Here is a 21,845-nt window from a genome sequence, read left to right on the forward strand (position 1 = left end):
GCTCCGTTGCTGTGGGTTACGGTGTCAACTCCACCAGAGTTGTCGGCCAGTGGTCGCCCCCGCCACCCCACGCGGCCGGGCGGTGGCAACTTGCTGCAACACCTCCGGCGCCACCACCACCACGCGACATGCTGGAGCCACACACCGTAGAAGGAGAACCCGATGGCACTCGCCACCCCCACCCCGTCCAGCGCTGACATCGGCGTCACCGGCATGGGCGTCATGGGATCCAACCTGGCGCGCAACCTCGCCCGCCACGGCCACAAGGTGGCCATCCACAACCGCACCGCCGCCAAGACCGAGGCCGTGATGGCCCAACACGGCGACGAGGGTACGTTCATCCCAGGCGAGTCGATGGACGACTTCGTGGCCTCCCTCACGTCGCCCCGCGTCGCGATCATCATGGTTCAGGCCGGCCCCGCCACCGACGCCGTCATCGAGGAGCTCGCCTCCCGCATGGACGAGGGCGACATCATCGTTGACTGTGGCAACGCGCTGTTCTCCGACACACGCCGCCGTGAGGCTGCGCTCCGCGAGCGCGGGCTGCACTTCGTCGGCTGCGGCGTCTCCGGCGGCGAGGAGGGCGCGCTGCTCGGCCCGTCGATCATGCCCGGCGGCTCGGAGGAGTCCTACCGCCGCCTCGGCCCCATGCTGGAATCCATCTCCGCTCATGTCGACGGCGAACCCTGCTGCACCCACGTGGGCGCGGACGGCGCCGGCCACTTCGTCAAGATGGTCCACAACGGCATCGAGTACGCCGACATGCAGGTCATCGGCGAGGCCTACGACCTCCTCCGCCGCGCGCTGGGCCTCAGCCCCGCGGAGATCGCCGACATCTTCGAGGAGTGGAACAAGGGCGACCTCGATTCCTACCTGATGGAGGTCTCCGTCGAGGTGCTGCGCCAGGTCGACGCCCGCACCGAAACGCCGCTGGTCGACGTCATCGTCGACGCGGCCGGCCAGAAGGGCACCGGCGCCTGGACCACCCAGACCGCACTCACGCTGGGGGTGCCGGTCACCGGCATCGGCGAAGCGACCTTCGCCCGCGGGTTGTCGTCGTCGCCCGTCCAGCGCGAGGGCGCACACGGCTTCGCGTCCGAGGCCGCCGGCTGGTACATCGAGGACAGCGACGCCTTCATCGAGGACGTCCGCCAGGCGCTGTACGCGTCGAAACTGGTGGCCTACAGCCAGGGCTTCAACCTGATCCAGGCCGCCGCCGCCGAATACGACTGGGACATCAGCCTCGGCGACATGGCCCGCATCTGGCGCGCCGGCTGCATCATCCGGGCCCGCTTCCTCGGGGAGGTCACCCGCGCCTACGAGGGCAACCCGGATCTGCCGCTGCTCATCGCCGACAAGTACTTCTACGACAAGGTGGTGGCCGCGCTCCCGTCGTGGCGCCGCGTGGTGAGCCTGTCGGCCCTGCACGGCGTGCCGGCCCCGGTCTTCTCGTCGTCGCTGTCCTACTACGACGGGGTGCGCAGCCCCCGCCTGCCCGCCGCGCTCATCCAGGGTCAGCGCGACTACTTCGGCGCCCACACCTACAAGCGCGTCGACGACGAGGGCAGCTTCCACACCCTGTGGGCAACCGACGAGCGTCAGGAAGTGGTGAGCTGACATGCAGCTACGGGAAGATGCGAAGTGGGCACTTGTGGTGCCAACCTCCATGGGTGTGCGGATCACGCCGGAGAACCGGCAGCCGGTGCACTCCTCGAGCCGCTACCTGATGCAGGCCACCTCGGCCGAGACCAACGTCGCCTCCGTGGCGTCCCATCTTGGCCTGCCGGTCAAGGTGCTCACCAGGTTCGTCGACGGCTCCCCCATCTCGGCGTTCATCAAGGCGGATCTGCGCGCCCGCGGCATGGCCTACGAAGGCCCTGAGGTGCCGCAGGGCGACGCCTGGGGCAACCGCCACCAGTTCAACATCGCCGACGCCGGGTTCGGCGGCCGCGCGCCGCGCGTCTGGAACGACCGCGCCGGCGAGGTGGGACTGGACCTGAAGGTCGCCGACTACGACCTGGACAAGCTGTTCCGCGACGAGGGCGTGAAGATCCTGCACCTGTCCGGCCTGGTGGCGGCGCTGTCTCCCCAGACCTCGACGTTCTGCGTGGAGCTGGCCAAGAAGGCCCGCGAGCACGGCACGGCGATCAGCTTCGACCTCAACTTCCGGGCGTCGTTCTGGAAGGGTCGCGAGGACGAACTGCACAGGGCCTTCCACGAGATCGCCCAGCTCTGCGACATCCTCTACGGCAATGAGGAGGACTTCCAGCTGTGCCTGGGCATTCCCGGCCCGGAGGCCGGCGGCGAGGACATCGCCGACGAGATCGGCAGCTTCAAGGCCATGATCGCCCGCATCTCCGAGCGGTACCCCCGCGCCTCGTTCATCGGCACGTCGCTGCGCGAGGTCATCTCCGCCAACCACCACCGCTGGGGCATGGTGCTCTGGGGCGAGGGTGAGTTCCACGTCGCCCACCTCCGCGACATCGACGTTCTCGACCGCATCGGCGGCGGCGACGGCTCTATCGGCGGCGTCCTCCACGGCCTGCTGCGCGGTTGGCCCGCGGAGAAGTGCATGCAGTTCGGCTGGGCGACGGGGGCCCTCGCTGCCACGTCCCTCAACGACTACGGCTCCCCCATGGATGAGGCGCAGGTTTGGTCCATCTGGGAGGGCAACGCGCGTGTCCAGCGATGAATGAAGCCGCTGAGCCGTCCCACGCCCCAGGTGCGGGACGACCGGCCGGACGTAGGGTGGTCCCATGACGAAGCTGTATCCCGGAGTGCCCGACGCTGCAACCGTCGGAGGCCCAGACCAGGTCCTCACCGAGGAGCAGATCCGCACGTTCGTCCTCGATGAGCTGCGTCGCTACGACTTCGACGGCAAGCGCGTCACCCTCGTCGTGCCGGACGGCACGCGCCACGCCCCCGTCGACATGGTGGCCAAGGTCATCCACGAGGCCCTCGGCCAGCGCCCGAAGGACGTCCGCGTGGTCATCGCGCTGGGCACCCACGACTACATGGGCGACGAGGCCATCGGCCGGCTCATGGGCTCGGCGCCGGGACGGTTCGAGGAGACCTACCCCGGTTGGGAGATCCACAACCACGACTGGCGCAACCACGACACCTTCGCCCACCTCGGCACCATCCCGGCCGCGCGCATCGGCGAGCTGACCGACGGCCGCCTGACTGACCGCGACATGACGGTGCTCGTCAACAAGATGGTCGTCGACACCGACATCTCGCTGGTGCTCGGCCCTGTCCTTCCCCACGAGGTGGTGGGCATCTCCGGTGGCAACAAGTACTTCTTCCCCGGACTCTCCGGCCACGACGTCATCGACATGTCCCACTGGGTGGGCGCCCTGATCACCAGCTACGAGATGATCGGATCCGTCGGCATCACCCCCGTGCGGCAGATGATCGACGCGGCGGCCGCGCTCGTCCCGTCGACGAAGCTGCTGCTCGGCATGATCGTCAAGCCCGGCTCCGACGACCTGCAGTTCATGGCCTTCGGCGACACCCGCTCCTCCTGGGAGGCCTGCGCCGAGGTGTCCAGCCAGGTGCACGTGAAATACGTGCCAAAGGCGTACAAGCGGGTGGTCTCCGTGATCCCGCAGATGTACGAGGACATGTGGACGGGCGCGAAGGGCTTCTACAAGATGGAGCCCGTCGTCACCGACGGCGGCGAGTTGATCATCTACGCACCGCACATCAAGGACGTGTCCGTGATGCACCCGGGCGTCGAGGAGATCGGCTACCACAACCGGCAGTACTTCGTCGGGCAGTGGGAGCGGTTCAAGAACCACCCGTGGGGCGAACTGGCACACTCGACGCACCTGCGCGGCCTGGGCGACTACGACCCGGCCACCGGGGTCGAGACCAACCGCGTGACCGTGACGTTGGCCACGGGCATCCCGCGCGAGGTGGTGGAGAAGATCTCGCTGAACTACCTGGACCCGGCCGACGTGGACCTGGAGGCGATGTCGGCAGACCCGGACACGCTCGTGGTGCCCAACGCCGGCGAACTGCTGCACCGGACTGAGGAGCAGAGGGGCAGGCTCCCCGCCTGAGACGGGAGATCGGGCCCGCGAAGACGCGGTGCCAGATCCCGCACTACGGCCCGGACACGTCGCGTAGTGCGAGATCCCGCACCGAAGTCTGTGCTGGAACCGCCACTACGACGGCGGGCCGACCCGTCTTGCGACTCTTGCCCCCGTCCGTACATCACCGTCAACCCCCAGGCGCCCTACCGGCCGCCACCACCGCGTCGTCCGCGCATTGCTGCCATCCACCGCGGCCACGGACGACCCGCAGCCGGTCAACGGGTGACTCCCGACCAGCTGGGGCCGTCGTCGCTCACCCGCTGGAAGCCGAGGCCGAGGATGGTGACGCTGAGCAAGGCAGTCAACACGGCAGGTCGGCGCCAACCACGCCCGCCCGGCCAGCTTGGCCGTCCTTGGCGAACGAGCACGGTGCCAGATCTCGCAGTACTGCGCAGGCGCGCCGCGTAGTGCGAAATCTCGCACCGACGTCGGTGCTGGAACCGACACTCCGACGGCGGGTCGAGCCGTCTTGCGACTTCTGCCACCGTCCCATCAGCACCGCCAACCATCGAGCTGGCATTGGCCTTCAGCACCCGCGTCGTCCACGCATTGCTGTCACCAGACCAGCTCAGGCCGCCACCACGCGTTGGACGCCCCGCTGGACGGCCAATCAACGCTCGAAGTGTTGTCCGACGCCCACCAGGTGTTGTCCGTTTCCAGTCAGGTGTTGTCCGTTGGCCCAGGCCCCTTCCCCGCCCTCGGCTCCCGTTCCAGGCTGGACCCGTGTATGCACGCAAGAACATCCCAGACCCGTTCCTCAAGCAGATCGGCGAACAGGCCCAGGTCGTCAGCACCCGGCAACTACTCGACGGCGGGCTGAGCCGACGCATCATCGCCCGCATGGCGCAGGAGTGGACCCCGGTTGCGCCCGGTCTCCACCTCCTTGGCCCACCGTCGTTCGCGGCCGCAGCGTGGGCGGGGCTGCTGCGCGGCGGCAGCGAGGCCGTGGTGGGCGGGCTCGCCTCGGGCCACCTGCACGACGCGGTGCGCGACGCCCCGTCGAAGGTCACCGTCTGGGCGCCCAAGGCCCGGGCCGACTTTGATCTCGACCGATGGCAGATCAGGTTCCGCCGCGCCACCCGGCACGGTGCGCTGAGCCTCCGTCGGACCAGCGTCGAGGTCACGCTGCTGGACATCGCGGACGAGACGACGGAGAACGACGCCGTCTCGGCAGTCGCGCGCGCACTGGCGAAAGGACTGACAACCCCCGAGCGGGTCCTCAAGTAACTGGAGGCGACACCCGGGGTCAGGCACCGGGCTGTCCTGCGCGAACTGTGCGGCCAGGCGGGCCGCGGAATCGAGAGTGCCCGGTGACCGACACGTCACCTCGACCCCCCGTCGTAGTGACAGATGTGGCACCCCGGACGGTTCCAGAATCGTCACGACGCGGGCTCCGGAAGCGTTGTGTCGAGTTCGACACCCGGACGGCAGCGAAACGGCCCCCGCACCAGGAGTGCGGGGGCCGTGCCGAGGGAACAGAGGTCACTCGCGCGGATCGTTGGCGATGTTGCCGCGGCGGGCGCCGGTCTCGCCGTGGGTCACACCGCTGGCGGCCGGGATGACGTCGGCGGCGGCCGGGTCGACCGACTGAGCCGAATCGGGCTCCACAGCGGAGGCGCGGGCCTGCAGCGTCTGGAAGTTGTCCATGACCTGCCTGCGGCCGAGCGGGTACCAGAAGAGCATGATGGCGGAGGTGATCAGGTACAGGATGCCCGGCACCAGGAGGAACAGCAGGTAGATGCCGTTCTTGGTCTCCAACGACTGCTGGACCCCTGCCTGCGCGGCCTCGGAGCTGTAGCCGACGGAACCCACGGCCCAGCCGACGACGTAGCCGGCGGCGGCCTGACCCAGCTTGCGGCTCCAGCTGTAGATGGCGTACACGGTGCCGTCGTCGCGCTCGCCGGTCTGGATCTCCTGGTAGTCGAGGACGTCGGTGATGACCGCCCAGACGAGGGTGTTGTACATCGCCACGCCGATGGAGAGGACGAAGAACAGTGCGATGAACAGCCACGGGTTCGAGATCTTCATGATCCACATGACGATGGAGAGCAGCCCGGAGACGGCGAGCATCGTGCCGATCATCTCCTTCTTGCCGAACTTCATGGCCAGGCGGGTGGCGACCAGCGCGATGATGAAGACAGGGGCGATGGCGACGATCTGCGCGGTCGACATCATGCCGCCGTTGTTGGAGTAGTCCTTCCACAGGTACGCGGTGGTGGTGGAGGCGATCTGGTTGCCGATGAGGAAGACGATGGCGCCGACGACCAGCGCGATCAGGGGGCGGTTCTTCGTGAGGGTGCCGAGCATCTGACCGAACGAGGCCTGCTGGTCCTTGGGCTTGAGGATGGACTGGACGCGCTCCTCGACGTTGAAGTAGCACAATGCATAACAGGCGACTGCGGCGATGGCACAGGCGACGGCGGCCAGCGCCATCCGGGTGGGGTCGAGCTGGTCGACGCCGTTGGCATTCTCCACGAACACCACCTGGGGGAGCACGGCGGAGATCAGCAGGAAGGCGAGCTGGGCGCCCACGGAGCGGAACACCGACAGCGACGCGCGGTGCTCGGGCTTGTTGGAGATGACCGCGGCCATCGAGCCGTAGGGGATGTTGATCATCGTGTAGAAGACCGAACCCCACACGATGTAGGTGACGATCATGTAGAGCACGCGCATCGCGTAACTCGCGTCGACGGCGAACGGCATGAACATCATCGCGCCGGCCAGGGCGACGGGGATGGCGATGCGGAGGATCCAGGACTTGAAGCGGCCGCTCGACGAGGGCTTGAGCACGTCGACGAGGCGCCCCATGCCCACATCGGTGAAGGCGTCCAGGAGGCGGGCCAGCAGGAACAGCAGACCGACATGGGCCGGGTTGATGCCCCATCACGTCGGTGTAGAACACCATGAAGAACATCATTTGGAGCATGAAGGTGAAGTCGTTGCCGAAGTCACCGAAGAGGTAGCCGATCTTGTCGCGCCACCCGAAGGGGCGAACCGTCCGGTTCTGAGTGCTGATGGACATTTGTTTCCGTCTCCTCGACGAGGCAGCACCCGTGCTGCCGAGGCCAGTGCAGTTCGGTACCGCACCGATCTGCTCCCATAGGTTGATGAAGTAAATGTCTCATTCGAGTCGCTGGCCACCTCAAAGTTGCCGCCTGTTGCACTCCTGTCAACTTGACAGTTCAACCACCACTGTGGGGTGTCGAGCCATTCCCGGGCACTGCAACTTATGGCAATCTGGAGGAAGGCAAAGTTGCCGCGGGTTGAATTGAGGCACTGACCCGGACCCTCAAGCAAAGGAGCTCACATGTTGGGCGCCCGTACCTCCCTCTCCCGCACCATCACGTCGCTCGACGGTGTGTGGGACTTCTCGGTCGACACGCAGAACAGCGGCATCGAGCAGCGCTGGTTCGCCGGGCCCCTGGAGCAGCCGCGCCCCATGCCGGTGCCGGCGTCGTACAACGACATCACCACCGAATCCGCGGTCCGCGACCACGTCGGCTGGGTCTGGTACCAGCGCACCGTCACGGTGCCCCGCCTCGCGGACGGCGAGCGGTTGTTCCTCCGCTTCGGCTCGGCCTCGCACGAGGCCCGCGTCTGGGTCAACGACGACGAGGTGGCCTCCCACGTGGGCGGCTACCTGCCGTTCGAGGCCGACGTCACGGATCTCGCCGGGCGACAGTTCCGGCTCACCGTCGCCGTCGACAACCGCCTCAGCTGGCAGAGCATCCCGCCGGGCTTCGTGTCCGTGGACGAGCTGGGCAACGCCACCCAGTACTACTTCCACGACTTCTACAACTACGCCGGCCTGCACCGCAGCGTGTTGCTCTACACGCGCCCCCAACTGGCGGTGACCGACGTGACCATCACCACGGGGATCGACGGCAGGGCCGGCGTCGTGGACTACGCCGTCGAGGTCGCGGATGCAACTCAGGGACCGGCGGAAGCGGCGGCCACCCAGGTGTCGGTGCGCGTCCTGGACGCCGCTGGCGTGGAGGTCGGCAGCGCAGCGGGGGCCGCCGGCCGGGTCCGCGTCGAGGACGCCGAGCTCTGGGAACCCGGCCGCGGCTACCTCTACACGCTGGAGGTCACCGCCGGCGAGGACGTCTACCCCCAGCCGTTCGGCATCCGCACCGTCGAGGTGAAGGACTCGCAGTTCCTCATCAACGGCCGGACATTCTACTTCCGCGGCTACGGCCGGCACGAGGACAACCTGGTGCGCGGCAAGGGCCACGACGACGCGCTCATGGTGCACGACTTCGAACTCATGGCCTGGCAGGGCGCCAACTCCTTCCGCACCTCGCACTACCCGTACGCCGAGGAGGTCATGGACCACGCCGACCGGATGGGCTTCGTCGTCATCGACGAGACCGCCGCCGTCGGCATGAACCAGGGCCTCTCGGGCGGCATCTTCGGCGACGGCAAGCCACGCTCCACGTTCTCCCCTGAGACCATCAACGACGAGACCCGGCGCGTCCACGAGGCGCACATCCGCGAGCTCATCGCGCGCGACAAGAACCACCCCAGCGTCGTGCTGTGGTCGATCGCCAACGAGCCCGAGACCTGGTCGGACGCGAGCCGCGCCTACTTCGAGCCGCTCGTAGCCGCCACGCGCGACGCGGACCCCAGCCGCCCCGTCGGCTACGTCAACGTGCAGCTGTCCACGCCGGACAAGGAGAAGGTGGCAGACCTCTACGACGTCGTCATGCTCAACCGGTACTACGGCTGGTACTGGGACAACGGCAACCTCGAACTCGCGGAGAAGCACCTCCGTGAAGAACTCGACGGGTGGCTCACCCTCGCCCCCGGCAAGCCCATCCTGTTCACCGAATACGGCCCCGACACCCTCAACGGGTTGCGCGACTTCCACCGCCGCCCCTGGTCCGAGGAGTACCAGGTGGACATGCTCGCCATGTTCCACCGGGTGTTCGACGACTACCCCGAGGTGGTCGGCGAGCAGATGTGGAACTTCGCTGACTTCCAGACCACCCCCGGCATCATGCGCGTGGGTGGCAACAAGAAGGGCATGGTCACCCGCGACCGGCTGCCCAAGTCGGCCGCCTACGACGTGCGCAAGCGCTGGCACCAGCTGCGCTCCGAGCAGGGCAACTGACGGCCGCCATGCAGCCCATCGACCTCCACGCGCCGTTGCCGCGCAGTCTCCAATGGGTCGCCGACGGTGTGGCCGCCTCGCTGGCCGAGCCCGGCGCGAACCGCATCCGCGTCGGTGTCGCCTACTCGGGCGGAGTCGACTCCACCGTGCTGGCGGCCCTCACCGCCCGCGCCGTCGGCGAGGCGAACACGGTGCTGCTGCTGGGAGTGTCGCCGTCGTTGGCCAAGCGGGAGCGACGGCTCGCCCACCGCCAGGCGGAGCAGCTCGGGCTGCCCCTGGTGGAGGTCGCCACCAACGAGCTCGCCAACGCCGACTACGCCGCCAACCCGGTGGACCGCTGCTACCACTGCAAGGACGAGTTGTTCACGGTGCTCGACACCCGTGTGGCCGTCGCACTGCAGCTGACGGCCATCGCCTACGGCGAGAACGCCGACGACGCCTCCCGGCCGGACCGTCCCGGCAGCCGGGCGGCCGCCGAGCACCGCGTCCTCCATCCCCTCGCCGACGCCGGCGCCAGCAAGGCCGACGTCCGCGCAGTCGCCGTCGAACTCGGCCTGGCCAGCGCCCTGAAACCCGCGGCCCCCTGCCTCGCCAGCCGGATCCCGCACGGGGAACCGGTCAGCGCGGAGAAGCTGACGGCCATCGACCTGGCGGAGGACGCCGTGCTCGCCGCCGGATTCTCCGACTGCCGGGTGCGTCACCACGGCAGCATCGCCCGCATCGAGGTGCCCGCGGACGAGTTCCACCTCATCGCCGACACCGCCGTGCGCCAGGAGCTTCTGAGCCGCGTCAAGGCGGCGGGTTTCCAGCACGCCACGCTCGACCTGGGCGGCATCCAGTCCGGGACCTTCACCCTCACCCTGCTCAACCGCCGCCCGGAGGCCCTGTGATGGACATCGCCACCCTCGACTTCGACCGCTTCCGCCGCCGCGGCTACCCGGAGGCCGTGTTCTGCATGGGCAAGACACTGGCCCAGGTGCACGCCATCGCCCGCGCGTGGCGGCAGAAGTCGGAGCAGACCGACCAGGAACTGGGCACCGTCCTGTTCACCCGCGCCACACCTGAGCAGCTCACCGCCATCCGCGACGAACTGCCCGGCGTCTTCATCGACGACACCGCCTCCCTGGCCGCCTGGCCGGGCGAACCCCCGGCGCCCAGCGGCGGTCGCGTCGTCGTCGTCTGCGCCGGCACCTCGGACCTGCCCGTCGCCCGTGAGGCGGCGCTGACGGCCCGCTACCTCGGGCGCGAGGTCACCGAAGTGGTCGACGTCGGCGTGGCGGGCCTGACCAGAGTCATCGCCCGTCTCGACGAACTCCGCGAGGCCGACGTCATCGTGCTCGCCGCGGGGATGGACGCCGCCCTGGTGCCCGTCGTGGCCGGTCTGGTGGCCTGCCCCGTCGTCGCGGTGCCGACCTCGGTGGGCTACGGGGCCGCGTTCGAGGGGGTCGCGGCGCTGTTGAGCATGTTGAACTCCTGCGCCCCCGGCGTGGGCGTCGTCAACATCGACAACGGCTACGGGGCGGGCCACTTGGCTGCCCAGATCGCGGCGCCCGGGAGGCATCATGCATGACATCCCCACTGGTGGGAGCCACTCCCACCACCATCACCATCCCCACGTGACCACCGCAGACGGCGACTCCGTCCCCTCCGGCACGAGGGTGCGGCCGACGCAGGTGGCCCCGTCACCGGAGCGCACCCGTCGCCTGTGGATCGACGCGTCCCAGGGCGCTGCCGGCGACATGTTGCTCGCCGCCCTCATCGACGCCGGGGCCGACGCCGGCTCGGTCGCCGCGGTCCTCGATCTCGTCGCCCCAGGGAAGCTGCACCTGCAGACCCGACGGGTGCGCCGCGGCCCGTTCGACGCGTTGAAGGTCGACGTCATCGCCGACGAGCCCGACCCGCCGGCCCGCCACCTGAGCGACATCCAGCGCCTGCTCTCCGCCGACGGCATCCCGGCCGTCACCCGCAGCCTCGCCCTCGCCGCGTTCCGCCCCCTGGCCGAGGCCGAGGCCGCCGTGCACGGCACCACCGTCGAGGAGGTCCACTTCCACGAGGTGGGCGCGCTCGACTCCATCGGCGACATCGTGGGCGTCGCCGAAGCCGTCCGCACCCTAGGCGTGAAGGACGCCTCCAGCTCCGTCGTCGCGGTGGGCACCGGCAGCGTCCGCACGCAGCACGGGCTGCTCACCGTGCCGCCGCCCGCCGTCGTGGCACTCGCCAGGGGCTGGCAGGTCGAGGCCGGCGGCCCGCCAGAGGCCGGTGAACTGACCACCCCCACCGGCATGGCGCTGATCCGCGCCCTCTGCAGCCAGGTGGAGGCCCTACCCACCATGACCCTCGACGGCGTGGGCACCGGCGCCGGCACCCGCGTCCGCAAGGACCTCCCCGGTGTGGTGCGCGTACTGCTCGGCACCGCCCCACGCATCGCGCCACGGGACGAGACCCCGTTCGAGGTGCAGGAGATCGCCGCCAACGTCGACGACCTGGACCCGCGGCTCTGGCCCGCGGTCCTCGACCGCCTGCTCGACGCCGGCGCCGTCGACGCCTGGCTGACTCCCATCATCATGAAGAAGGGCCGCCCGGCCCACACCGTGACCGCGTTGGCGTCGAAGGCCGACACCGGCGCCGTGGTCGAGGCCCTTGTCACGCACACATCGACCATCGGGGTGCGCATCGCCCACCCGTCGCACCGCCGGGTGCTGCAGCGGACGTGGCGACCGGTCGACATCGACGGCCACCAAGTGCGGATCAAGCTCTCCGGCGACGGGGAGGGCAGCCCCATCCAGCAGGCCACCGCCGAGTTCGTCGACGTGCAGGCGCTGGCTGAGGCCCTCGGGGTCGCCGAGCGGGTGGCGCTGGGGCGGGCCCACGCAGTCGCCTGGGCGCAGGGTCTGCACCCCGGAGCCCCCTGGCCGGAGCAACACCATGAGTGAGCCGAAGAAGCGCCGCAAGCAGGTCACGATCTACGACGTGGCGTTGGAGGCCGGGGTGTCGGCGTCGACGGTGTCACGAGCGTTCTCGAGGCCCGGCCGCGTGAACGCCGAGACCAGTGAACAGATCCACGCCGCCGCCACGAAGCTGGGCTACCGCACCAAACCGGTGCAGCACCCAGAGCAGGGCGTCGCGAAGAAGGCCCTCGGCCTGGTGGTGGCGGACGTCACCAACCCCGTCTACGCCCACATCATGCGGGGCTTCCAGCAGGAGGCGGCGCAGGCCGGATACACGGTGCTGCTGATGGACTCACAGGAGGACGGGCACACCGAATACCAGGCCATCCAGGCTGTGCTGCCGCTGCTCGACGGCCTGGTGTTGTCGGCCTCCCGCCTCACGGATTCGGCGATCACCCAGATCGTGAAGCGGATCCCGGTGGTGGCCACCAACCGGATCATCGCCGGCCTGCCGTCGGTGGTACCGGATTCCGGCCGCGGGATCCGGCGCGCGGTGGAGCACCTGGCCGGGCTGGGGCACACCCGCATCACGTACCTGGCGGGCCCTGAGGCCTCGTGGGCCAACGGCGTGCGCTGGCGCGCAGCGACGGAGGCCTGCCACGAACTCAGCCTCCAGTTGCGCCGCGTGGGCCCGTGCACGCCGTCGATCCAGGGCGGCGTGGACGCGGCCAAGGTGTGGCGCGAGCACCCCACCACCGCCGTCATCGCCTTCAACGACATCATGGCCATCGGCTTCATGAAGGCCGCACAGAGCTACGGGCTGAGCCTGCCGCAGGACGTCTCCGTGGTCGGCATCGACAACTCCATCTCCTCGGTGCTCACCACTCCCACCCTGACGACGGTGTCGCCGCAGCCCAGCCTGATCGGCGCCCGCGCCGCCCGCGCGCTGCTCAGCCAACTCAAGCACCGCAACGCGCCCACCATCGACACCATCGTGGTGCCGATGGATCTCATCGCGCGCGACTCCACCGGCATCGTGCCGCCCCATCCCCCTGTATTCACCGCCGAAATGTAAGTAGAACCCATGTCCCCCACCCCCCTCGCCCCGCACGCCGACCGGCTCCTCCCGGCGGACCCGGGCACCCGCGACATCGCGCGCGAGCTGTACCGCACCGTCGCCGATGCCCCGATCGTCTCCCCCCACGGGCACGTGCCCGCCGAATGGCTGGCCGACGACGAGCCGTTCTCGGACCCGACGTCGCTGCTGCTGACGCCAGACCACTACACCAACCGGATGCTGCATGCCGCCGGCGGCGTGGACCTCGCGGACCTGGGCGTCCCCGTCGGCACCGAGCTGAGCGAGGAGCAGTCGCGCGGCGCCTTCCGGAAGCTGTGCGAGAACTGGAAGGTGCTGCGCGGCACCCCGGTGCAGTTCTGGTTCGAGTCCGAGTTCCACGACGTGTTCGACGTCAAGGTGCGGCCCTCCGCAGAGACCGCGGATCAGATCTACGACCAGATCGCCGGCTGCCTCACGCGCGACGAGTACCGGCCGCGCGCGCTGTACAAGCGGTTCAACATCGAGGCCATGGCCACCACCGACGACCCCTGCAGCCCGCTCGACGCGCACCAGCGCCTGGTGGCTGACCCCACGTGGGACGGCCGCGTCGTGCCGACCTTCCGGCCGGACCAGTACCTCGAGCCGGCCCGCCCCACCTGGCGCACGCTGACGCAGAACCTGGCGGCCGTGACCGACGTGGAGATCGACGGGTACGCCGCCCACGTCGAGGCCATGCGGGTGCGCCGCCAGTTCTTCAAGGACAACGGGGCGGTCTCCACCGACCACTCGCACGCCGACGCCGGCACCCAGCGCCTCTCTGACGCCGAGGCCGAGCGGCTTTTCCGCGAGGCGCTGGCCGGGACGATCACCCCGCCCGACGGTGACGCCCTGCGGCGCCACATGATCAACGACCAGGCCAGGCTCGCCGTCGACGACGGGCTCGTCATGACGCTGCACCCGGCCGTCCACCGCAACCACGACTCGGCGACCTTCGAGCGCTTCGGAGCCGACGTCGGCGGGGATGTCCCGCACGCCGTCGAATTCACCCGTGCGCTGCAGCCCATGCTCGATGCCTACGGCAATGCCGAGGGCTTCCATCTGGTGGTCTTCACCATGGACGAGACCGCGTTCTCGCGCGAACTCGCGCCGCTGGCCGGCTGGTACCGCGGCCTGTTCGTCGGCGCCCCCTGGTGGTTCATCGACGAGGCCGACGCCATCATGCGGTTCCGTCGCTCCGTCACCGGCTACGCCGGCTTCGCCAAGACCTCCGGCTTCATCGACGACACCCGAGCGTTCTGCTCCATCCCCGCCCGGCACGACGTCTCGCGCCGTGTCGACTCCGCCTTCCTCGCCACCCTCGTCGCCGAACACCGGCTGGCGATGGACGAGGCCCTCGAAACCATCGTCGACCTCACCTCGACCCAGCCCAAGAAGGTGTTCAAGCTGTGACCACGCTCACCCGCGCCGATTTCGGCCGCCCCGCCGCCCCCGTCCGCATGGTCCACCTCGGCCTCGGCAACTTCACCCGCGCCCACCAGGCCTGGTACACCGAACACGCCTCGGACGCCGCCGAATGGGGGATCGCGGCCTTCACTGGGCGTCGGCCCACAATGTCGGACCTGCTCACCCCGCAGGACGGGCTCTACACGCTCGTCACCCAGGGCGCCGACGGTGACCACTTCGAGGTCATCTCGTCGGTCGTGGCCGTGCACCCGGCGTCGGATTTCCGCGCGCTGATGGACTACTTCGCCTCGCCCGGGCTCGCCGTCGTGACCTCGACGGTGACCGAGGCCGGCTACTACCGGCTGCCGTCCGGGGCCCTCGATGTCGCCGATGAGGCGGTGGCCGCCGACCTCGCGGCGCTGAAGACGCTGGTGGAGGAGGGCCGGGTGAGCGTCGACTCCATCGCGGAACTGGACATCTCCACTCCCCCGGCGCGCATCCTGGCCGGTCTGCTGGGCCGCCGCGCCGCCGGCTCGGGCGCACTCACCGTGCTGCCGTGCGACAACATCCCGGACAACGGCACCGCCTTCGGGCAGGTCGTGCGGGACGCCGCCCAGCAGGTGGACCCCACCCTCGTGGGGTGGATGGACGAGAACGTGGCATGGGCCACCTGCATGGTGGACCGCATCACGCCGGCCACCACGGAGGCCGAGGTGCGGCTCGTGGCGGAGACGCAGGGCTACTCCGACGCCTCCCCCGTGCCCACCGAGCCGTTCTCCGAATGGGTCATCTCGGGCGAGTTTCCCGCGGGCCGCCCCGACTGGGAGTCGGCCGGCGCGCAGCTCGTGACCGACGTGGAACCCTACGAGCAGCGCAAGCTGTGGATGTTGAACGGTTCCCACTCGTTGCTGGCGTATGCAGGCCCCATCCTGGGCGTCGAGACCGTCGCCGAGGGCATCGCACACCCCGTCCTGCGCGAATGGGTGTTGACGTGGTGGAACGAAGCCGGCCCCGGCCTCCAGGTGCCGTGGGAGGACTACGCCCGGGCCCTCGTCGAGCGCTACCAGAAGCCCAACATCCGGCATCTGCTGGCGCAGATCGCCTCCGACGGTTCGCTGAAGTTGCCGGTGCGGATCGCCCCGACGCTGCGCGCCTGGCGCGGCCGCGGTGAGATGCCAGTGGCCGCGGTGAAGGCCGTCGCCGCGTGGCTGCTGCACCTGCGTGGCCTGGGCGCCCCGGTGAAGGACGCCCAGGCAGACGTGGTGCTCTCCCTGGCCGCCGGTGAGCTCCCCGAGGCCGCATCCCGCGTCGTCGGCTTCGTGGCGCCGGATCTGGCCCAGGACCGCGCGCTCATCGACGCGGTGGTCGCCGCTGCGGAGGACCTGGGGGCGCGCCGGCAGTAGGCTCGCTCCATGCGGGTCGCCTTCATCTCCATGCACACCTCACCGGCCGAGCGGGCGGGCACCGCGGACGCCGGGGGATGAACGTGCTCATCCGCGCCCTCGCCACCGCCCTGCAGAAGACGGCGGGCGTCGACGTCGAGTTCTTCACCCGCCGCTCGTCGGCGGAGCAGCCCGACGTCGACACGCTGGACGACGGCATCATCCTGCACCACGTGACGGCCGGCCCGGCGCGGCCGCTGCCGAAGAGCGAGATCGACCAGTACATCGACTCATTCCGCAGCAACCTGGAACCCCTCCTGGCCGCAGGACGCTTCGACCTGGTCCACTCGCACCACTGGATGTCCGGCGTCGCGGCCATCCCCCTGGCCCGGGCGGCCGGCGTCCCGCACGTGATGACCTACCACTCCGTCGCCGCGCATCCCAACTCCCCACTGCGCGACGGCGAGCCGCCGGAGTCGCCGGCGCGGCTCGACGGCGAGGTCCAGTGCGCGCGGGAATCCGACCTGATCCTGGCCGTCTCACACCACGAGGCCGCCGTCGTGATCGGGCGTTGCCAGGCTGACCCGGAGCGCGTCGCGATCGTGCAGCCCGGCGTCGACATCAGCCTCTTCCACCCCGCCACCCCCGGCGACACCTGGACGCCCGCCCCTGGCGTGGATCCCGGTTACCTCCTCTTCGCCGCCCGGCTTCAGCCCCTCAAAGCACCGGACATCGCCATCCGCACGCTGGCGCTCCTGCCGGCCGACGAGCGGCCCAGCCTGGTCGTCGTGGGCCAGGTGTCGGCTGATTTCGCCGTCTACGAGGCCGAACTCCACTCACTGGTGTCGGAACTCGGGCTGGAGGGCAGGGTCACCTTCCTGCCCGGCCAGGACCGCGAGTCCTTCGCCCAGATCATGCGCCACGCCTCCGTGCTGCTCGTCCCGTCGCACTCCGAGACGTTCGGCCTGGTCGCGCTGGAGGCGTCGGCCTCCGGCATCCCTGTCCTCGCCGCGGCTGCGGGCGGCCTGACCGAGGCCATCTGCAACACCCACACCGGCCTGCTGCTGCCCACCCACAATCCGCACGACTGGGCCGCGGCCCTCCGCCCGCTGCTGCGTGACGCGGCCGGGCGCGACAAGCTCGGCCGCACCGGCCGCGAACGCGCGGAGAAGATGACGTGGGCGCACACGGCCCAGCACACCGTCGACAACTACCGCCGGGTGCTGGCGGAACGGTGCGTCAAGCGGGTCACCTTCGTGCACGCGCATCCCGACGACGAGACGCTGGCCTCCGGTGCCCTCATCGCCCACCTGGCCGACGAAGGGGTGAAGGTCTCCCTGCTCACCGCCACGCGCGGCGAGATGGGCGGCGTGGTGCCCGGCCCCCTGTCCGTCCTGGCCGGCACGCCGGAACTCGAACGGCGCCGTGAGGCGGAGCTCGCTGGCGCGATCGACGAGCTCGGTGTGGCGGCGCACGCGTATCTCGGGATGCCCCCGGCCCGCGCGGCGGGGGAAGAGCCGCGCCGCTACCTCGATTCGGGGATGCAGTGGATCAACGACACGGTGGCGGGCCCGGGCGACACCGCGGACGCTCGCTCACTCTTCGCCGCGGACGAGGCCGAGGCGGTGGCCGACATCGCCGCGTTCCTGCGCCGCTCCAACGCCGACCTTGCCGTCAGCTACGACGCCGACGGCGGCTACGGCCACCCGGACCACGTCCGCCTGCACCACCTGACCAGGGCGGCGGCCGACGAGCTCGGGATCCCCTACGCCTCCCTGACGGCCGACCGTTCGAAGGCCGACGTCTGGGTGGAACTCGAGCGCTACCGCCCCCGCGTCGCCACGGCCCTGCGGCACCACCGCACGCAACTGACGGTGCACGACGAGCACAACATCACCCACAGCGGCGGCCAGGCCGACACCATCGTGACCTCCACCGGTCTTCGGGGCGACGTCCCCCGGTTGCCCTGACCCCTCCGCAATTTCAGGGTCGCTGCCCGGCTGGCTAGGCTTCGGCTCATGCGCCTGATCCTGATTCGTCACGGGGAGACCGATTCCAACGTCAACCGTCAGCTCGACACCGCCCACCCCGGCGCCCCGCTCAACGAGACCGGTCTGGCGCAGGCTGAGGCCCTCGTCGAGGCGATTGCGGACGAGAAGATCGACGTGCTGTACGCCTCCACGCTGATCCGCGCGCAGCAGACCGCCGCACCCTTGGCGGAGGCCAGGGGCCTGGAGCCCATCATCATCGACGGCATCCACGAGATTGCGGCCGGCGTCGAGGAGATGAACACCGACTGGACCGCGTACGTGGGGATCCTCAACACGTGGCACCCGGAGAACATGGACATCGGCCTGGAGGGTGGCGAGACCGCCCGCGAGTTCATGACCCGCTTCAGCAACGCCGTCGCGGCGATGGAGCAGGCGGGCGATGACCACGTCGCGCTCGTCAGCCACGGTGCCGCCCTGCGCGTGTGGGCCATCTGGCAGGACCCGGAGTTCGGCTTCGACAACGCACCGCCGCTGAAGAACACCCAATGGATCGTGCTGAACGGTTCGACGGCGGACGGCTGGCGGATCGAACGCTGGGGCGACTTCACCGTGGCTGCCACCAACTGACAATGACGCCCCTGAGCGGTGGACGCAGCCGCGTGGACGCTCATGTCACCGGACAAAGATCAGCACATATTCGCGTCTTAATACGTCGCTGCATCTAGACTGTCATCAACCAGCCCAACGGCGGGCTGCCCCAGGGGAATCACGGGAAGCAGGGTCGGACGCACCATGCCGAGCACCAAACCATACGTAGTGGACATCACGATCGACCGCGACAGCACGGTCCCACTGCACGCGCAGATCGCCGAACCCCTCGCCAGCCTCATCGAGACGGGCGAGATCGCGCCGGGCACCCGCCTGGAGGACGAGGTCTCCATGGCCGCACGCCTCCGCGTCTCGCGGCCCACCGCCCGGCGCGCGATGGAGACCCTCACCAACCGGGGTCTCATCGTGCGTCGACGGGGCGCCGGCACCCAGGTCACCCCCATGCGCGTGCACCGCCCCATGTCGCTGACCTCCCTCAACGACGACCTCGAGAAGTCCGGCGTGGACCCCAGCACCACCGTGCTGTCGTGGCTGCAGGAATCGTCGACGCCCGGGGTCGCGGCCGCGCTCAACCTCGATCCCGGCACGGAGGTGGTCTACTTCAAGCGCCTGCGCATGCTCCGCGACGAGCCGCTCGCCGTGATGCAGAACTGGTTGCCCGCCACCATCGCCCCCAACCGCGAGGAACTCGAGGAGAAGGGCTTCTACGCCTGCCTGAGGGAGCGCGACATCAAGGTGACCGTCGGCTACCAGCAGATCGGCGCCAGGCTGGCCACCGCGGAGGAGGGCCGGCTGTTGAACGAACCTGCGGGCAGCGCGCTCCTGACGATGCAGCGCACGGCCTACGACGAGCAGCACCGCGCCGTCGAATTCGGCATGCACGTGTACCGGGCGTCGATGTACTCCTACGACCAGACGGTGCTGGCCTAGACCTTCGGCTCGCCCTCCTTCTCGGGCGAACCCCTGGACCAGCCCAGCGGCAATGCCAACCACACCACGGAGAAGAAGAGGACGGCGACCCCGCCGCTGACGGCCGCGGCCACCCAGCCCGCCACCACACTGAACACCAGCACCGACACCAGGGTCAGCGACAGCGCGAGCAGCGCCAGGCCCAGCTTGGTGACGGTGGCGGAGACCCGGATGAGGTTCTGCCGGAGCCGACGGCGGAACAGCGCCCGGTGGAAGGCCACCGGCGCGATCAGCAGCGCAGCGCTCAGCGTGGCGAACGACACGGCCCCGAGGTAGACCCAGCGTTGCGCCTGGTCGACGGCCTCGAACCGGGCCTGGAACGGCAGCGTGTAGAGCAGGCCGGCGAGAATCTGCACGCCCCCCTGCGTGACCCGCAACTCCTGGAGAAGCTCGTTCCAGTGCCGGTCCAGCCGCTTGTGGGGCGGTTCCTGGTCGCGCCCGATGTCGTCGGGCCTGGGCTGCTCGTTCGCCATCCGAGAAGCGTACTTCGCGCTGGGTCGATGAGGGCCGAGCGCGCGTCCGCAAGATCCGGAACCGGCAGTTGGGGCGCCACCGTAAAATGTCCGGCATGAGCAAAATCCGCCTCATCGTGACCACGGCCTCCGGCGTCATCGCCGCGACAGCCACGCTGCTGTCCGCGCTGCGCGACAACCCCCAGATCTCCGAGAGCATCGACGGTGCCGTGGCCAAGCTGAAGGAGGCCACGAACTCGGAGAACCCGAAGCTCCGCTTCGAGGCCAAGCTCAACGCGATCGAGGTGGCCGCCGAGGCCGTCTCCGAGACCTTCCCCCAAGCTGTGGAGCCCACCGGTTGGCGACGACAGGCCCAGGCGCTGCGGATGCGCGGTGAACTGGCGTGGCACGCCAACAGCGGCGCCACCCGCCGCAAGGCGATGAAGTCGCTGAACGCGGAGACCGCCGAGGTGCTGGCCCAGGTCAACGAACGCCTGACGCAGTTGCAGACCTCCCCGACCGAGGTGACGGACGGCCTCTGAGCCGGCCGCCTCCAGAGAAACCGAAGACTTCGCCCGACGCGAAGCTCAGAGCCGCGACTCCGCCGAGACGAGCGTGAGCGCCCCGCCCACTGCGGCGATCCCGGTGCCCACCAGCAACATCAGCGGCACCCCGCTCGCATCCAGCAGCAGGCCGCCCAGCAGCGAGCCCACCACCGAGCCAGCGGTCGCCGTCATGGTCATGTAGGCCTGGCCCTTGATCCGGTCGCGCGCCGGCAGCATCCGCTCCACGTAGTACACCGAGGCCATCACCATCGCCGCGAAGGCGCCGATCTGAAGCGTCTGTGCCCCGTAGATGCCCAGCACGCTGGGCGCGAGCCAGGTCAGCGCCGTCTTCACCACGAAGAAGACGCCGGACAACTGCAGGAGGCGTCCCGGCGACCAGCGGCCCATCACCCTGCCCCAGAGCACCATCACGGGCAGTTCCATCAGCGCCGCGATCATCACGGCGGTGCCCATCTCGCCGGTGTCACCGCCGTGGTGGCGCATGACCTGCAGCATGTAGTTGTTGATCATCGCGTGGGAGGTCATGAGCACCGTGATGCCCGCCAGCAGGACGAAGAAGCGCTGCCACCGGGCGCGCGTCATCGGCTGGGTGGGCGCCGCCACCGGTGCGTCGGGGGCTCCCGACACAACGGCGATCCCGCCCCGGTGCACGAAGGTCACCGTCGCCACGAGGAAGGCGATCTGGAACGCGATGATCAGGAGCGGCACCATCACGCTTCCGGCCACGGCCACGACCCAGCCGGCCCCCACCGACACGAGCGCGAAGACGCCGGAGCCCGCCGCCCGCGCCACCCCGAAGTTCAGCCTCACGCCGCGCGCCATCGCCGCGATCCCCAGGGCGTTGACCAGGGGCTGCAACAGCTGCACGGTGAGCACCAACAGGCCGAAGAACACGGCGGTGAGCAACCAGTGCAGCCCGGGGATGAGGAGGATCGCCCCCACGGCCACCAGCAACGCCGAGAGGGCAGCGGCCCACATGCGGAGCGGCACGCGTCGCGACCTGTCCGCAGCCCCGGCCACGACGGGCTGCAGCACCGCTGACAGCGCGCCTCCGGCGGCGATCACCAAGCCGATCTGGGAGTTGGTCAGCCCCGCGTCGAGAAGGTAGGCGCTGGCGAAGAGCAGCACCATGCAGAAGCCGCTCCAGTAGGCGGCCTGGATCACGCCGTAGCGGGTGGTGGGGGCGTGCATCACCCTCGCATCCTACGGCCGCCGCTCGCCTGAGCTCGCCGTCGCTGCCTGGGACCGGGGTTCGGCGGCGGCAGGGTGGGCGATAAT

18 protein-coding genes are annotated in these 21,845 nt (G+C 69.6%); 15 read left to right on the forward strand and 3 right to left on the reverse strand.

All coding sequences use genetic code 11. The annotated features are described in order from the left end of the window. The first annotated feature begins 162 nt into the window (after nucleotides 1-162). The 4 genes from gnd (at nucleotide 163) to ACX1DX_RS08815 (ending at nucleotide 5,324) form a co-directional block, all read left to right on the forward strand. Nucleotides 163-1,617 (forward strand): NADP-dependent phosphogluconate dehydrogenase, encoded by a 1,455-nt coding sequence (gene gnd / locus ACX1DX_RS08800; protein ID WP_459396297.1) that lies wholly within the window; start codon nucleotides 163-165, stop codon nucleotides 1,615-1,617. A 1-nt stretch (nucleotide 1,618) separates the two neighbouring features. Beyond that, nucleotides 1,619-2,692 carry a PfkB family carbohydrate kinase gene (locus tag ACX1DX_RS08805; protein WP_182764161.1) on the forward strand — a complete coding sequence of 358 codons (1,074 nt, stop codon included), beginning with the start codon at nucleotides 1,619-1,621 and terminating at the stop codon, nucleotides 2,690-2,692. Between the two features lie 64 nt (nucleotides 2,693-2,756). Further along, nucleotides 2,757-4,064, forward strand: a complete 1,308-nt coding sequence (locus tag ACX1DX_RS08810) for a lactate racemase domain-containing protein (RefSeq protein ID WP_459396298.1) — start codon at nucleotides 2,757-2,759, stop codon at nucleotides 4,062-4,064. A 756-nt stretch (nucleotides 4,065-4,820) separates the two neighbouring features. Then, complete coding sequence (locus ACX1DX_RS08815; protein ID WP_459396299.1) at nucleotides 4,821-5,324, forward strand: hypothetical protein; 504 nt, start codon at nucleotides 4,821-4,823, stop codon at nucleotides 5,322-5,324. 255 nt (nucleotides 5,325-5,579) lie between these two features. Here ACX1DX_RS08815 and ACX1DX_RS08820 read toward each other — a convergent pair whose 3' ends face one another. Further along, a complete protein-coding gene (locus ACX1DX_RS08820; protein WP_459398200.1) occupies nucleotides 5,580-6,974 on the reverse strand; it encodes an MFS transporter in 1,395 nt (464 codons plus the stop codon). A gap of 430 nt (nucleotides 6,975-7,404) precedes the next feature. Between ACX1DX_RS08820 and uidA the strand changes: the two genes are divergently transcribed. The 10 genes from uidA (at nucleotide 7,405) to ACX1DX_RS08870 (ending at nucleotide 19,510) form a co-directional block, all read left to right on the forward strand. Next, entirely contained in the window at nucleotides 7,405-9,210 is a 1,806-nt protein-coding gene (gene uidA, locus ACX1DX_RS08825) for a beta-glucuronidase (protein WP_459396300.1), read from the forward strand. An 8-nt stretch (nucleotides 9,211-9,218) separates the two neighbouring features. After that, nucleotides 9,219-10,100 carry an ATP-dependent sacrificial sulfur transferase LarE gene (gene larE, locus ACX1DX_RS08830; RefSeq protein ID WP_459396301.1) on the forward strand — a complete coding sequence of 294 codons (882 nt, stop codon included), beginning with the start codon at nucleotides 9,219-9,221 and terminating at the stop codon, nucleotides 10,098-10,100. Further along, nucleotides 10,100-10,780: a nickel pincer cofactor biosynthesis protein LarB gene (gene larB, locus ACX1DX_RS08835; protein ID WP_459396302.1), complete on the forward strand. Its 681-nt coding sequence runs from the start codon at nucleotides 10,100-10,102 to the stop codon at nucleotides 10,778-10,780. The genes larE and larB overlap by 1 nt, the downstream gene beginning before the upstream one ends. A 46-nt stretch (nucleotides 10,781-10,826) precedes the next feature. Beyond that, nucleotides 10,827-12,143 carry a nickel pincer cofactor biosynthesis protein LarC gene (larC, locus tag ACX1DX_RS08840; RefSeq protein ID WP_459396303.1) on the forward strand — a complete coding sequence of 439 codons (1,317 nt, stop codon included), beginning with the start codon at nucleotides 10,827-10,829 and terminating at the stop codon, nucleotides 12,141-12,143. Further along, nucleotides 12,136-13,173, forward strand: a complete 1,038-nt coding sequence (locus ACX1DX_RS08845; protein ID WP_459396304.1) for a LacI family DNA-binding transcriptional regulator — start codon at nucleotides 12,136-12,138, stop codon at nucleotides 13,171-13,173. The genes larC and ACX1DX_RS08845 overlap by 8 nt, the downstream gene beginning before the upstream one ends. A 9-nt stretch (nucleotides 13,174-13,182) precedes the next feature. Then, a complete protein-coding gene (gene uxaC, locus ACX1DX_RS08850; RefSeq protein ID WP_459396305.1) occupies nucleotides 13,183-14,604 on the forward strand; it encodes a glucuronate isomerase in 1,422 nt (473 codons plus the stop codon). Next, on the forward strand, nucleotides 14,601-16,001 hold the full coding sequence (locus ACX1DX_RS08855; RefSeq protein WP_459396306.1) for a mannitol dehydrogenase family protein: 1,401 nt from the start codon (nucleotides 14,601-14,603) through the stop codon (nucleotides 15,999-16,001). The genes uxaC and ACX1DX_RS08855 overlap by 4 nt, the downstream gene beginning before the upstream one ends. Before the next feature lie 77 nt (nucleotides 16,002-16,078). Next, nucleotides 16,079-17,950 carry a glycosyltransferase gene (locus ACX1DX_RS08860; RefSeq protein ID WP_459396307.1) on the forward strand — a complete coding sequence of 624 codons (1,872 nt, stop codon included), beginning with the start codon at nucleotides 16,079-16,081 and terminating at the stop codon, nucleotides 17,948-17,950. Nucleotides 17,951-17,998: 48 nt separating this feature from the next. Then, nucleotides 17,999-18,598 (forward strand): histidine phosphatase family protein, encoded by a 600-nt coding sequence (locus tag ACX1DX_RS08865; RefSeq protein WP_459396308.1) that lies wholly within the window; start codon nucleotides 17,999-18,001, stop codon nucleotides 18,596-18,598. Nucleotides 18,599-18,763: 165 nt separating this feature from the next. After that, the gene (locus tag ACX1DX_RS08870) at nucleotides 18,764-19,510 is read left to right on the forward strand and encodes a GntR family transcriptional regulator (RefSeq protein ID WP_076061250.1); all 747 of its coding nucleotides are present in this window, start codon (nucleotides 18,764-18,766) and stop codon (nucleotides 19,508-19,510) included. Here ACX1DX_RS08870 and ACX1DX_RS08875 read toward each other — a convergent pair. Further along, nucleotides 19,507-20,022 (reverse strand): DUF6328 family protein, encoded by a 516-nt coding sequence (locus ACX1DX_RS08875; RefSeq protein WP_076061252.1) that lies wholly within the window; start codon nucleotides 20,020-20,022, stop codon nucleotides 19,507-19,509. The two genes, ACX1DX_RS08870 and ACX1DX_RS08875, sit on opposite strands and share 4 nt — an antisense overlap. Nucleotides 20,023-20,117: 95 nt before the next feature. Here ACX1DX_RS08875 and ACX1DX_RS08880 point away from each other — a divergent pair, with 95 nt between their 5' ends. Beyond that, entirely contained in the window at nucleotides 20,118-20,543 is a 426-nt protein-coding gene (locus ACX1DX_RS08880; protein ID WP_143570939.1) for a hypothetical protein, read from the forward strand. Between the two features lie 45 nt (nucleotides 20,544-20,588). Here the strand turns inward: ACX1DX_RS08880 and ACX1DX_RS08885 are convergent, their stop codons facing one another. Beyond that, nucleotides 20,589-21,758 carry an MFS transporter gene (locus tag ACX1DX_RS08885; RefSeq protein WP_233120760.1) on the reverse strand — a complete coding sequence of 390 codons (1,170 nt, stop codon included), beginning with the start codon at nucleotides 21,756-21,758 and terminating at the stop codon, nucleotides 20,589-20,591. Nucleotides 21,759-21,845 lie beyond the last annotated feature (87 nt).

The organism is Tessaracoccus zhenghani, from assembly GCF_054552775.1.